General features: G+C 59.8%; 11 protein-coding genes. 6 read left to right on the forward strand and 5 right to left on the reverse strand.

Going from position 1 to position 13,559, the window contains the following annotated elements; all coding sequences use genetic code 11:
* Window positions 1-130 precede the first annotated feature (130 nt).
* Window positions 131-1,105, forward strand: coding sequence for an HTH-type transcriptional regulator CysB (gene cysB / locus PSPTO_RS11820; protein WP_003382487.1), 975 nt, complete (start codon window positions 131-133; stop codon window positions 1,103-1,105).
* A gap of 144 nt (window positions 1,106-1,249) precedes the next feature.
* On the opposite strand, the gene PSPTO_RS11825 is transcribed toward cysB, so the two are convergent.
* Entirely contained in the window at window positions 1,250-1,984 is a 735-nt protein-coding gene (locus PSPTO_RS11825; RefSeq protein WP_005617365.1) for a phosphoadenylyl-sulfate reductase, read from the reverse strand.
* A gap of 140 nt (window positions 1,985-2,124) precedes the next feature.
* Between PSPTO_RS11825 and thrH the strand changes: the two genes are divergently transcribed.
* A complete protein-coding gene (thrH, locus tag PSPTO_RS11830) occupies window positions 2,125-2,742 on the forward strand; it encodes a bifunctional phosphoserine phosphatase/homoserine phosphotransferase ThrH (RefSeq protein WP_005765732.1) in 618 nt (205 codons plus the stop codon).
* A 151-nt stretch (window positions 2,743-2,893) separates the two neighbouring features.
* Here thrH and pabB read toward each other — a convergent pair whose 3' ends face one another.
* The 4 genes from pabB to PSPTO_RS11850 form a co-directional block, all read right to left on the reverse strand.
* Window positions 2,894-4,237: an aminodeoxychorismate synthase component I gene (gene pabB, locus PSPTO_RS11835; RefSeq protein WP_005765730.1), complete on the reverse strand. Its 1,344-nt coding sequence runs from the start codon at window positions 4,235-4,237 to the stop codon at window positions 2,894-2,896.
* An 89-nt stretch (window positions 4,238-4,326) separates the two neighbouring features.
* Window positions 4,327-5,304, reverse strand: a complete 978-nt coding sequence (locus PSPTO_RS11840; RefSeq protein ID WP_161797774.1) for an alpha-L-glutamate ligase-like protein — start codon at window positions 5,302-5,304, stop codon at window positions 4,327-4,329.
* Window positions 5,304-6,845 carry an inactive transglutaminase family protein gene (locus tag PSPTO_RS11845; RefSeq protein WP_005765727.1) on the reverse strand — a complete coding sequence of 514 codons (1,542 nt, stop codon included), beginning with the start codon at window positions 6,843-6,845 and terminating at the stop codon, window positions 5,304-5,306. Before PSPTO_RS11845 ends, PSPTO_RS11840 begins: the two co-directional genes overlap by 1 nt.
* Before the next feature lie 4 nt (window positions 6,846-6,849).
* Window positions 6,850-7,401, reverse strand: coding sequence for an ATP-dependent zinc protease family protein (locus PSPTO_RS11850; protein WP_005765726.1), 552 nt, complete (start codon window positions 7,399-7,401; stop codon window positions 6,850-6,852).
* A gap of 299 nt (window positions 7,402-7,700) precedes the next feature.
* Here PSPTO_RS11850 and PSPTO_RS11855 point away from each other — a divergent pair, with 299 nt between their 5' ends.
* The 4 genes from PSPTO_RS11855 (at window position 7,701) to acnD (ending at window position 13,496) form a co-directional block, all read left to right on the forward strand.
* Window positions 7,701-8,420: a GntR family transcriptional regulator gene (locus tag PSPTO_RS11855; protein ID WP_046463438.1), complete on the forward strand. Its 720-nt coding sequence runs from the start codon at window positions 7,701-7,703 to the stop codon at window positions 8,418-8,420.
* Entirely contained in the window at window positions 8,417-9,310 is an 894-nt protein-coding gene (prpB, locus tag PSPTO_RS11860; protein WP_007244715.1) for a methylisocitrate lyase, read from the forward strand. The genes PSPTO_RS11855 and prpB overlap by 4 nt, the downstream gene beginning before the upstream one ends.
* Before the next feature lie 374 nt (window positions 9,311-9,684).
* On the forward strand, window positions 9,685-10,812 hold the full coding sequence (prpC, locus tag PSPTO_RS11865; protein WP_011103932.1) for a bifunctional 2-methylcitrate synthase/citrate synthase: 1,128 nt from the start codon (window positions 9,685-9,687) through the stop codon (window positions 10,810-10,812).
* 92 nt (window positions 10,813-10,904) lie between these two features.
* Window positions 10,905-13,496, forward strand: coding sequence for a Fe/S-dependent 2-methylisocitrate dehydratase AcnD (gene acnD / locus PSPTO_RS11870; protein WP_011103933.1), 2,592 nt, complete (start codon window positions 10,905-10,907; stop codon window positions 13,494-13,496).
* The last annotated feature ends 63 nt before the right edge of the window (window positions 13,497-13,559 follow it).

The raw sequence follows: 13,559 nt of genomic DNA on the forward strand, positions 1-13,559 counted from the left end.
TTTTAATGAAATCGAGCGTGCCATCGCCTTACAAAGGTGATAAAAAGTTCTAGAATTATTCATCTCACCATTAATCCAGTTATATACCGTCGCTGATACCCATAGGGTTTATCTGCTTTGAGGGATACATATGAAGCTCCAACAACTGCGCTACATTTGGGAAGTGGCGCACCACGACCTCAACGTTTCCGCGACGGCCCAGAGCCTTTACACCTCCCAGCCAGGCATCAGCAAGCAGATCCGTCTGCTCGAGGATGAGCTGGGTGTCGAGGTTTTCGCCCGCAGTGGCAAGCACCTGACACGTGTGACGCCTGCTGGCGAGCGCATCATCACCACCGCGGGTGAAATTCTGCGCAAGGTCGAGAGCATCAAGCAAATTGCCCAGGAATTTTCCAACGAGAAAAAGGGCACGCTGTCGATCGCTACCACTCACACCCAGGCGCGCTACGCATTGCCGCCGGTCATCAGCAACTTCATCAAGCAATACCCGGATGTTGCGTTGCACATGCACCAGGGTTCGCCGATGCAGATTGCCGAAATGGCCGCTGACGGAACGGTTGATTTCGCGATCGCCACCGAAGCGCTCGAGCAGTTCAGCGATCTGGTGATGATGCCGTGCTACCGCTGGAACCGCTGTGTGGTGGTGCCTCAGGGCCATCCGCTGACCAAGGTGCCGAAGCTGACCCTGGAGTTGCTGGCGGAATACCCGATCGTGACGTACGTGTTCGGTTTCACCGGTCGCTCCAAGCTGGACGAAGCGTTCAGTCATCGCGGTCTGGTGCCCAAGGTCGTCTTTACTGCTGCGGATGCGGACGTGATCAAGACCTACGTCAGGCTCAACCTGGGTGTGGGAATTGTGGCAAGAATGGCGGTGGACGAAGAGGTCGACAGCGACCTGGTGGTGCTCGATGCCAGCGACCTGTTCGAGTCCAGCGTCACCAAGATCGCGTTCCGTCGCGGCACTTTCCTGCGTGGCTTCATGTGCGACTTCATCGAGAAGTTCGCCCCGCACCTTACCCGCGAAGTCATGGCCAAGGCGATTCAGTGCCACAACAAGCAGGAGATGGAAGAACTGTTTGCCAATGTCGAACTGCCGGTGCATTAGGAGCAGCGGCAAGCTTTTAGCTACAAGCTGCAAGTAAAAGCTTGAGAGGCAGCTTTAAGTTTCGAGTTGTAAGCTGCAAGTAGACGCCCGAAGACTCTAGCTTGCAGCTTGCAGCTTGCAGCTTGCAGCTTGCAGCTCGCGACGTCAGTCGCGCACTATCAGATTGCCCGCATGCAGTCCGCATTCTTTCTGGGTGGCTTCTTCCCACCACCAGCGGCCTTCGCGTTCGTGCTGGTTGGGCAGGACCGGGCGGGTGCAGGGTTCGCAGCCGATGCTGATGAAGCCACGCTCGTGCAGGCTGTTGTAAGGCAGTTCCAGCATGCGGATGTAGCCCCAGATTTCCTCGCTGCTCATCTGCGCCAACGGGTTGAACTTGTACAGCGTGCTTTCGGCCGTTGAGAATGCGCTGTCTACTTCCAGTGCCGCAACAGCACTGCGCGTCCCGGGGCTCTGGTCGCGGCGCTGGCCGGTGGCCCAGGCCTTGACGCTGGACAGCTTACGGCGCAGCGGCTCGATCTTGCGGATGCCGCAGCATTCGCCATGCCCGTCCCGGTAGAAGCTGAACAGGCCCTTTTCCTTGACGAAAGGTTCAAGCGCGCGCTGGTCCGGCGAGATGATCTCGATGTCGATTTTGTAGTGATCACGGACCTGTTCGATGAAGCGATAGGTCTCGGGGTGCAGACGGCCTGTGTCGAGGCTGAAGACCTTGACGTTTTTGTTCAGTTTCCAGGCCATGTCCACCAGCACGACGTCTTCGGCGCCGCTGAAGGAGATCCACAGTTCGTCACCGAAATGCTCGAACGCCAGTTTCAGAATGTCCTGTGCAGACTTGTTCGCATAAGTCGTCGCCAGTTCAGCGACGTCGAAAGGTTGGCTCATCAGGCGGCTTCCTAAAATGCAAGAGTGGCGCTTAAGCGCTCGTGATGGCGGCAATGGTAACAAAATCCGCTGTTCAGTGGCCGTTGCCAGAGGCTAGAGTGCCGCTTCCTTTGATCTTGAATGCCGTTGGGGAGTGTGCTGTGGAAATTGCCTGTCTGGACCTGGAAGGTGTGCTGGTGCCGGAAATCTGGATCGCCTTTGCCGAAAAAACCGGTATCGAATCATTGCGCGCGACGACCAGGGACATTCCCGACTATGACGTGCTGATGAAGCAGCGCCTGCGTATTCTCGATGAGCACGGGCTGAAACTGGCGGATATTCAGGCAGTGATCAGCACCCTCAAGCCGCTGGAGGGCGCTGTGGAGTTCGTCGACTGGCTGCGCGAGCGTTTTCAGGTGGTGATTCTGTCGGACACGTTTTACGAGTTTTCCCAGCCGCTGATGCGTCAACTGGGGTTTCCGACGCTGCTGTGTCATCGGCTGATCACTGATGAAACCGATCGCGTGGTCAGTTACCAATTGCGTCAAAAAGACCCCAAGCGTCAGTCGGTGCTGGCGTTTAAAAGCCTGTACTACCGAATCATCGCAGCGGGCGATTCCTACAACGACACCACCATGCTGGGCGAGGCCGACGCCGGCATTCTGTTTCATGCGCCGGACAACGTGATCCGCGAGTTTCCGCAGTTTCCGGCGGTGCACACGTTCGATGAGCTGAAAAAAGAGTTCATCAAGGCGTCGAATCGGGAGCTGGTGCTTTAAGCGCGAGGCTTACATCTATCCTCGTGTGCAAGATCGGACGCGGAGCGTCCAGAACGGCATTCTCACGCTGGAGCATGGGAACGATAATCAGCGCACGACCGGACATTTCTTGTTCATCAAGCTCTGAGTCACATCTGTGCCGCGTGGCGGATCAAAGTGCCTCAAGCGTTTCTAGCAGCACGCGGACCTTGGTGAAGGTTTCCTGATATTCGGCCTCGCAGTGAGAGTCCGCCACAATGCCGCCGCCGCCCCAACAGGAAATGCGCCCGTCCTTGACCAGCAGGCTGCGGATGGCGATGGAGCTGTCCATCTCGCCGCGTACATCCACATACAGCAGCGACCCGCAGTACAGGCTGCGGCGAGTCGGTTCCAGTTCGTCGATGATCTGCATGGCGCGGATCTTCGGCGCACCCGTGATGGAGCCGCCGGGGAAGCTGCCGGCGATCAGGTCCAGAGCATCGTTGCCGGCCGCCAGCTCGCCGGTCACGCTGCTCACCAGATGGTGCACGTTGGGGTAGCTTTCCAGGCTGAACAACTCGGGCACTTTCACCGAGCCTGTTGTGCAGCTGCGCCCCAGGTCGTTGCGCAGCAGGTCGACAATCATCAGGTTTTCGGCGCGATCCTTCTCGCTGTTCAGCAGCTCTTGGGCGAAAGCGGCGTCTTGCACAGCGTCCTGGCTGCGCGGGCGCGTGCCTTTGATCGGGCGGGTTTCCACCTGCCTCGCGCTGATCTTGACGAAACGCTCCGGCGAAAGGCTCAAAACCGCATCGGCGCCCGACAGGCCCAGGTAGCCGGAAAACGGCGTCGGGCAGGCTGCTCGAAGCGCGCAATAAGCTGCCCACGGATCGCCAGTGCACTGCGCCTGAAAGCGTTGTGCGAAATTGACCTGATAACAGTCGCCTGCCTGAATATAAGCCTGAATTCGCTCGAAGGCGTCCTGGTAGTCGTCGGCGCTGATACTGGCCTGAAACGGTTGGCTGAGCCTGAAGTGCGATGGCGCCTCGCTGATGCTGCCAGTGAACAGGTCAACCAGCCGCTCGCGCTCGGTGTCGGCCAAGTCTGGATGAAACATCAGTTGGCTGGTCTGCGCCTGATGATCACTGATCAGCGCCCAGGCGTAGAGCCCCAGCCGCGCTTCGGGCAATTGCAGGTCGTCGATGGCCTGATCGGGCAGCGGTTCGAGGCGTCGCCCGAACGTGTAACTCAGGTAGCCGATCAGCCCGCCGGCAAAGGGCAGCTCGCAGCCCGCCGGCAAGGTCGCCGTTCCCAGCGACGCCAGGCTGTCGCGCAATCGTTGCAGGTAAGCCGTGCCGCTCTCGCCATCCGCAATCGTCAGTTCCTGCCGTGGCCAGGCGCTGAGCAGGTCGTAGCGGCCGCGCTCGGCAACCGGTCTGCCGCTGTCGAGCAGCACGGCCCCCGGCGCCTGACAGATCCGCGAGAAAAACACGGCCGGGTCGGCGCTATAGGGCAGGGGATGTATCGAACAGGTGGGCATCGGCAAACGTCAGTCTTGGGCGCGCGGTCGGCGATTGTAGCCTTGCCGATGAGGCGCTCCTAGCGGTATGTCGGTATTGGGCACAACTCTCAGGCGCTGGGCACGTGGCCGAACAGTTGCTGGACAAAATCGACGCGTTCCAGCGCGGACTCCTGACGTCCTTCGAGCGCCAGTTGCTCCAGGCGTGCCTCCACGGCCTGGGTGCGATGGGTCAGGCCGCTGTCGTTGGCAATCTGGATGTTCAGACCGGGGCGGGCATTGAGTTCCAGAATCAGCGGGCCTTTGTCTTTATCCAGCACCATGTCGACACCGATATAGCCCAGGCCGCACAGCTCGTAGCACTCGGCCGCGAGTTTCATGAAGCCGTCCCAGTTGGGCAATTGCACGCCGTCTACCGAGTGCGTGGTGTCCGGGTGCTTGCTGATGATGTTGTTCAGCCAGGTGCCTTGCAGCGTCACGCCGGTGGCCAGGTCCACACCGACGCCGATGGCGCCTTGGTGCAGGTTGGCCTTGCCGCCTGACTGGCGAGTGGGCAGGCGCAGCATGGCCATCACCGGGTAACCCATCAGCACGATGATGCGGATGTCCGGCACGCCCTCGTAACTGATGCTCTTGAAGATCGGGTCCGGGACGACCCGGTATTCGATCAGCGCCCGATCGCGGTGCCCGCCCAGCGAATAAAGGCCGGTGAGGATGCTGGACACCTGATGCTCGATTTCCGCGTGGCTGATGATGCGTCCCGAGACCGTGCGAAAGCGCTCCTCGAAACGGTCGGCAATGACCAGAATGCCATCGCCGCCTGCGCCTTGGGCCGGTTTGATCACGAAGTCGTTGTGCCCGCCGATGATCTCGTCGAGTCTGTCGATTTCCTTCTCCGTGGAAATGACCCCGTACATTTCCGGCACATGAATGCCCGCTGCAATGGCCCGCTCCTTGGTGATGATCTTGTCATCGACCACCGGGTACAGGCTGCGCTTGTTGTACTTGAGCACGTAGTCGGCATTACGCCGGTTGATGCCCATGATGCCGCGAGCCTCAAGTGCCTTCCAGGTCTTCCACCAGCCGATCACTTGGCTTTTTCCTCTTCTTTGAGGAAGGCCTTGAAGCGCATCAGTTCGGTCAGGCGATAGCCACGGTATCTGCCCATGGCCAGCATGAACCCGACCAGTACCAGCAGCACCGCCGGGAAGGTGAAGACGAAATAGGTCAATTCCGGCACGCTCATGATCAGGTGCGCCAGAGACGCCGCGAACAGCGTGCCGATGGCGACTTTCATTGCGTGGCTGCCGCCGCGCTCTTCCCAGGTGATCGACAGGCGTTCGATGGTCATGGTCAGAATCACCATCGGGAACAACGCCACCGACAGGCCGCGCTCCAGCCCCAGTTTATGGCTGAACAGGCTGATGGCGGCGATCAGCACCACAACGAAGGTCAGTACCACCGACAGGCGTGGCAGCATTTGCAGCTTCAGGTGCTCCAGATAGGAGCGCAGCGACAGCCCCAGCGCCGTAATTACAGTGAACAGCGCAATGCCGAAGCCCAGTTGCGTTTCACGAAACGCCAGGGCGATCAGTACCGGGGTGAACGTGCCCAGGGTCTGCAGGCCGATCAGGTTGCGCAGAATCAGGATGACCAGCACGCCAATCGGGATCATCACCATGACCATGAAGGTCTGTTGGGTTTGCAGCGGCAGGCCGTACAGCGAGTAGGCGAGAAAATCCGAGTCGGTGCTGGCGTCGGTCAGTTTGGCCAGACGCATGGCATTCATTTCGCTGTTGTTGAGACTGAAAGTGACTTGCACTTTCTTGCCCCCTTCGACGCTGACCAGATTCTCTTCACCGGTCCACCACAGCAGGCGATCATCCGGCAAACCGGCTTCGCCAGTGTCGGGGTTGAAGTACAGCCATTCCTTGCCGTTGAAGCTGCGCAGCCAGAGCTCCGGCGTCTGTTGTTGTTCTGCCTCCAGGCGAATGGTGTGGGCTTTTTCCATTGGCACGTGGGCAATCGACAGCAAAAGCTCGGTGATCCGGGCTTTGTTGGAGGGCGATGTATCGCCCGCCAGCAGTAGCTTGACGTTGTCGTCGTGAAGGTTGTTGACGCGCTTGATGGCTTCGGTGATGAAGGTCTCCACATCGGCCGAATGTTGGCGAATCGGCGCCAGCAAAGCCTCTGCGGCCACTTTTTCAGGCCCTTCGATGGTCATGCTGTCGCGAAAGATGGGGCCTTTGACCTTGGGCTTCTCGCCGCTGTAGCGCTTGGTCAGTACCAGGCGGTAGTAAAGCGTCTGGTTGCCGGTGGCGCGCCGGGCGGACCAGGTGACCTTGCGGTTGCCGTCAGCACGGTTGACGCTGACGCCATAGTTGTTGGAAATGAAGCTTTCATTGAGGCTGATGTAGTCGTGGGCCAGTGGCGGCACGAACATCTGGATCTTTACCGAGTCTTTGGGGTTGGCGATGAATTCGACTTTGGCGTCGATGTTCCACAAGTCATCGGTTTCGTCTTCGCTCACGGGTATGCCGAGCGCCAGTATCTGATAGGCCGTGATCGCAATGCCCAGGGTCACGAGGGCAGTGATCAGGATTTTCAGATGGAGTGTAAGTGAGCGCATGGATTTACTCTGCGTTTTGAGCGACGGAAGCGCAGCCGGGCTTCCCTGCCGCATATTTAAGACTTGGATCGACCAGCGCATCAAAGCGTTTCAACGCCTCGGAGCCGATCAAAAGCGGGTATTGGAAAGCACTTCGGTCGGTCAAGTTCACTTCGATGGTGCGTAAAGCTTCGCCCATGCAGATATCGAGGCTGATCACCGGGCGTGAGGAGTACTTGTTTTCGTCATCCGGGTCGAGATCATCGGCGCGCCGCTTGATTTTGCTGACCCGGCTCAGCGGGCGTTCGATGGGGTGGACATGCTTGCTGTCGCTGGCCAGATAAAAGCGCACCCAGCTTTCGCCATTGCGCTTGAAGTGCTTGATATCACGGGCGCTCAGCGAGGCAGTCTTGGCGCCGGTGTCGAGCTTGGCGGCGATCTCGACGTCGATTTCGATGAGTCTGGCGTATTCGTTGAGGCCATAGACTGTCTTGTTGGCGGCCAGGCCAGGTGCGGAAAAAAGCAGGCCTGACAAAAACAGCAGGCAGAACAGCGGGGGGAGGGTAGTCAGTCTCATAAATCCTGGCGCGATGAGCGAAAAACTTCAGGGTCAGGGCGCAAGCGGGATGGACCTGATGATAGTGGTGCAGTGCGGTCGCCGGCAGTGAATGCGGTACGAAGCGCGCTGTGCGAACACGAGGCGCATTCTAGCATGAAGCCTTGCAGGTGCCAGTCGTCTACCCGCGCATCTGTTCAGGTTGGCTATGACTGTCGATAGTCAGGGGATTGTGCGATTGTCGACAGTCTTTGATTTATTTTTGACTGATGTGCCTTTAATGGCTAGATTTACACCTGTCTAGTCTAAAGGTGTCGACAATGTCGGTCGGAGCAGAAAGGTTGCTGACAACGGAAGACGACCCGGAAACCCTTTCCGAGAACGTTTTCCGACGCATTCAGTCGGCCATTGTCAAAGGCGAAATCGCCCCCGGCAGCAAGATTTCCGAGCCGGAGCTGGCGCGCACCTATGGCATCAGTCGCGGCCCGTTGCGTGAAGCGATCCATCGGCTTGAAGGCCAGCGGCTGGTGGTGCGTGTGCCGCATGTGGGCGCCCGTGTGGTCGCGCTCAGCCACGCCGAATTGATCGAGCTGTATGAAATTCGTGAATCCCTGGAAGGCATGGCCTGCCGCTTGGCCGCCGAACGCATGAGCCAGGCCGAGATTGATGAGTTGCGCAGCGTGCTCGACACCCATGAACGCGATGCGGCGTTCCAGGCGGGCATCGGTTACTACCAGCAGGAAGGTGATTTCGACTTTCATTACCGGATCATCCAGGGCAGCGGCAACCGCACCCTCAGTCAGATGCTCTGCGGTGAGCTTTATCAACTGGTGCGCATGTACCGCATCCAGTTCTCCACCACGCCCAACCGGCCCCGGCAGGCCTTTGCCGAACACCACCGGATTCTCGACGCCATCGCCGAGCGCGACGGCGAGCTGGCCGAATTGTTGATGCGCCGTCACATCGGCGCGTCCAGACGCAACATCGAGCGCCATTATCAGGCGGCTTCCCAGGCAACTTCCGACCGAGGTCAACCATGAGTTCCAACAACACTACTCCCGGCCAGCGTTTCCGTGATGCAGTCGCCAGCGAACAGCCGTTGCAAGTGGTTGGCGCGATCAATGCCAACCACGCGCTGCTCGCCAGGCGCGCCGGGTTCAAGGCTATTTACCTGTCGGGTGGCGGGGTGGCTGCGGGTTCGCTGGGTATCCCGGATTTGGGGATCACCGGTCTGGAGGATGTGCTGATCGATGTGCGGCGCATCACTGATGTGTGTGATCTGCCGCTGCTGGTGGATGTCGACACGGGGTTCGGTTCTTCGGCCTTCAACGTGGCGCGCACCGTACGCTCGATGATCAAGGCGGGCGCGGCGGCGATTCATATTGAAGATCAGGTCGGAGCCAAGCGCTGCGGTCATCGCCCGAACAAGGAAATCGTTTCGCAGCAAGAAATGGTCGACCGCATCAAGGCTGCCGTCGATGCGCGAACCGACGACAGTTTCGTGATCATGGCGCGCACCGATGCGCTGGCGGTCGAAGGGCTGGAGTCGGCGCTGGAACGTGCTGCGGCGTGTATTGAAGCGGGCGCAGACATGGTCTTTCCGGAAGCGATCACCGAACTGGCGATGTACAAGCAATTTGCCAACCGGGCGGGCGTACCGATCCTCGCCAACATCACCGAATTCGGTGCCACGCCGCTGTTTACTGTTGATGAATTGCGCGAGGCGGATGTGTCGCTGGTGCTTTATCCGCTTTCAGCCTTCCGCGCCATGAACAAGGCGGCGGAGAACGTCTACGGCGCGATCCGCCGCGACGGCAGCCAGAAAAACGTGATCGACAGCATGCAGACCCGCATGGAGCTGTACGACGCCATCGATTACCACACCTTCGAAAAGAAACTGGATGCGTTGTTTGCGCAGAAGAAGGGCTGATGGGCATAGAAAGCGAGGCTCACTCCCGCTTTTACGTCATGCACAGGTCTTGAGATGACTATCGTGCCAATGCTCCGCGTTGGCATGCAGTTCGTAATGCTCTGCGTCACAAGTCTCCAGCCTGGCGAGAAAGCAAACGTAATCGAAACTGAGGCCCGCATTCGTACGGCCTGAATCAGGGGTCAAGGCTCCAATGTGTGACGCGGAGCGTCACGAAATGCATTACCACGCGAAGCGTGGGAACGATCATCATCGTGGTTTGAGCCCCGTTTTCCGGGCCCATTGGGATTGATGTAAACGATAAGCGCTGAAGGTGTGAATTTATCTCGTGACGCTCTGCGTCCCATCACACAAAAACAATAGTGGAGAACACCATGGCTGAAGCAAAAGTATTGAGTGGTGCCGGGCTTCGCGGGCAGGTTGCCGGGCAGACGGCGCTGTCGACGGTGGGCATGGCCGGTGCCGGGTTGACCTATCGCGGTTATGACGTGCGCGAACTGGCCGCCGAGGCGCAGTTTGAAGAGGTTGCCTACCTGTTGCTGTATGGCGAGCTGCCAACGCAAAGCCAACTGGCCGCTTACCTGGGTAAACTCAAGGGGCTGCGTGATCTGCCGCAGGCCTTGAAAGAAGTGCTGGAGCGCATTCCGGCAGATACCCATCCGATGGACGTCATGCGCACCGGGGCATCCATGCTCGGCACGCTTGAGCCGGAGCTGAGCTTTGATCAGCAGCGCGACGCCACCGACCGCCTGCTGGCGGCCTTTCCGGCGATCATGTGCTACTGGTATCGCTTCAGCCATGACGGCCAACGCATCGACTGCACCACGGACGAGTCGTCCATTGGCGGGCATTTTCTGCATTTGCTGCTGGACAAGACCCCCAGCGAATTGCACCGCAAGGTCATGGACGTGTCGCTGATTCTGTACGCCGAGCACGAGTTCAACGCGTCTACGTTCACCGCAAGGGTTTGCGCGTCGACCCTGTCGGACCTTTACTCCTGCGTCACGGCAGCCATCGGCACCCTGCGCGGCCCGCTGCATGGCGGCGCCAACGAGGCGGCGATGGAAATGATTCAGCGTTTCGCCTCTGCCGATGAGGCCACTCAAGGCACCTTGGGCATGCTGGAGCGCAAGGAAAAGATCATGGGCTTCGGTCATGCGATCTATAAGGAGTCCGACCCGCGCAACGAGGTCATCAAGGGGTGGTCGAAAAAACTCGCCGACGAGGCTGGCGACAGCGTGTTGTTTCCGGTGTCCGAGGCCATCGACAAGGTCATGTGGGAGCAGAAGAAGCTGTTTCCCAATGCCGACTTCTATCACGCCTCGGCGTACCACTTCATGGGTATCCCGACCAAGCTGTTCACGCCGATTTTCGTCTGCTCGCGCCTGACCGGCTGGGCCGCTCACGTTTTCGAGCAGCGCGCCAATAACCGCATCATCCGCCCGAGTGCCGAATACATCGGCGTCGAACAGCGCAGCTTCGTGCCCATCGAACAGCGCTGAAGAGGGGGCAAGGGAGCCGCTGAAGAGCTCCCCACCCGCATCCGCATCCGCATCCGCATCCGCATCCGAACACTCCGTGATCGAGTCCCGTAATGAACAGTGAATTCCGCAAAACGCTCCCTGGCACCCAACTGGACTATTTCGACGCGCGCGCTGCCGTTGAGGCCCTCAAGCCTGGCGCATATGCCACGTTGCCGTACACCTCGCGGGTGCTGGCCGAAAATCTGGTGCGCCGCTGTGATCCGGCGACCTTGAACGCTTCGCTGAACCAGCTTATCGAGCGCAGGCGTGACCTGGACTTTCCGTGGTTCCCGGCGCGTGTTGTCTGCCATGACATTCTGGGGCAGACCGCGCTGGTGGACCTCGCCGGGCTGCGCGACGCGATTGCCTCGCAGGACGGCGACCCGGCGCTGGTCAACCCAGTGGTGCCGGTGCAGTTGATCGTTGATCACTCGCTGGCCGTCGAGGCTGATGGTAACGACCCGCAGGCGCTGGCGAAGAACCGCGCCATCGAGGACCGACGCAACGAAGACCGCTTCCACTTCATTGACTGGACCAAGCTGGCGTTCAAGAACGTCGAGGTGATCCCGCCGGGCAACGGCATCATGCACCAGATCAATCTGGAGAAAATGTCGCCGGTGGTGCAGGTGCTCGATGGTGTGGCATTCCCCGACACATTGGTCGGCACCGACAGCCACACGCCGCACGTGGATGCGCTGGGCGTGATCGCTATTGGTGTCGGTGGCCTCGAAGCTGAAAACGTGATGCTCGGTCGCGCTTCGTGGATGCGCCTGCCGGACATTATTGGCGTCGAGCTGGCCGGCCGCCGTCAGCCGGGCATCACCGCCACTGACGTGGTGCTGGCCCTGACCGAATACCTGCGCCAGCAGAAAGTCGTCGGGGCGTATCTGGAGTTCTACGGCGCGGGGGCATCGAGCCTGACCCTGGGGGACCGGGCGACCATCTCCAACATGGCGCCGGAATATGGTGCAACGGCGGCGATGTTTTCCATTGACTCGCAAACCATCGATTACCTGCGCCTGACCGGCCGTGAAGACGAGCAGGTCAAGCTGGTCGAACTGTACGCGCGGCACACCGGTTTGTGGTCGCAAGGCCTGAGCGAGGTGCAATACGAGCGCGTACTGAGCTTCGATCTGTCTAGCGTGGTGCGTAACATGGCCGGGCCGTCCAACCCCCACGCGCGGGTCGCGACTGCCGATCTGGCCGCCAAGGGCATTGCCCGGCAGTGGGACGAGGTGCCGGGGCAGATGCCGGATGGCGCAGTGATCATCACCGCGATCACCAGTTGCACCAACACCAGCAACCCGCGCAACGTGATTTCGGCGGGCCTGCTGGCGCGCAATGCCAACCGCCTGGGTCTCAGCCGCAAGCCGTGGGTGAAATCTTCGCTGGCACCGGGCTCGAAAACCGTGGCGTTGTACCTCGATGCCGCGGGGCTGACGACCGAGCTGGAGCAACTGGGTTTTGGCGTGGTGGCGTTTGCCTGCACCACCTGCAACGGTATGTCCGGCGCACTGGACCCGCTGATTCAGCAGGAAATCATCGACCGTGACCTGTACGCCACGGCGGTGCTGTCTGGCAACCGCAACTTCGACGGGCGCATTCACCCTTACGCCAAGCAGGCATTTCTGGCCTCGCCGCCATTGGTGGTGGCTTACGCGATTGCCGGGACCATCCGTTTCGATATTGAAAACGATGTGCTGGGCATCGCCGACGGCAAGGAGATCCGTCTCAAGGATATCTGGCCGAGTGATGAAGAAATCGACGCCGTCGTGCAAGCATCGGTCAAGCCGGAGCAGTTTCGTCAGGTGTACATCCCGATGTTCGCTATTGACGAGCACACCGGGCCGAAGGTCGAGCCGCTGTATGAATGGCGTCCGATGAGCACCTACATTCGTCGCCCGCCTTACTGGGAAGGCGCGCTGGCCGGAGAGCGCACGCTCAAGGGCATGCGCGCGCTGGCGGTGCTGCCGGACAACATCACCACCGACCACCTTTCGCCGTCGAACGCGATCATGCTGGACAGCGCAGCGGGTGAATACCTGGCGAAAATGGGCCTGCCGGAGGAGGATTTCAATTCCTACGCGACCCACCGCGGCGATCACCTGACCGCCCAGCGCGCCACGTTTGCCAACCCGCAGCTGATCAACGAAATGGCTGTGGTCGATGGCAAGGTGCAAAAAGGCTCGCTGACCCGCATAGAGCCGGAAGGCCAGGTCATGCGCATGTGGGAAGCCATTGAAACCTACATGGCCCGCAAACAGCCGTTGATCATCATCGCTGGTGCCGATTACGGCCAGGGCTCGTCCCGCGACTGGGCGGCCAAGGGCGTCAGGCTGGCCGGTGTCGAAGCGATTGCGGCAGAAGGCTTTGAGCGTATTCACCGCACCAACCTGGTGGGCATGGGCGTATTGCCACTGGAATTCAAGCCGGGCACCAGCCGCCTGACCCTGGGCATTGACGGCAGTGAAACCTTTGAAGTGACCGGCCAGCGCACACCCCGTGCGACCTTGACGCTGGTGATCCAGCGCAGTAATGGCGAGCGCCTGGAAGTGCCAGTGACCTGTCGCCTGGACACCGCTGAAGAGCTCTCTATTTATGAGGCTGGCGGCGTACTGCAGCGTTTTGCCCAGGATTTTCTGGAGGCCACGACGGGTGCGTGAGGAACGATAAGCTTACTGAAAAACACTATCGTGCCCATGCTCTGCGTGGGCACGCCGTTCTGG

Source organism: Pseudomonas syringae pv. tomato str. DC3000 (assembly GCF_000007805.1).
Classification (GTDB): Bacteria; Pseudomonadota; Gammaproteobacteria; order Pseudomonadales; family Pseudomonadaceae; genus Aquipseudomonas; species Aquipseudomonas avellanae.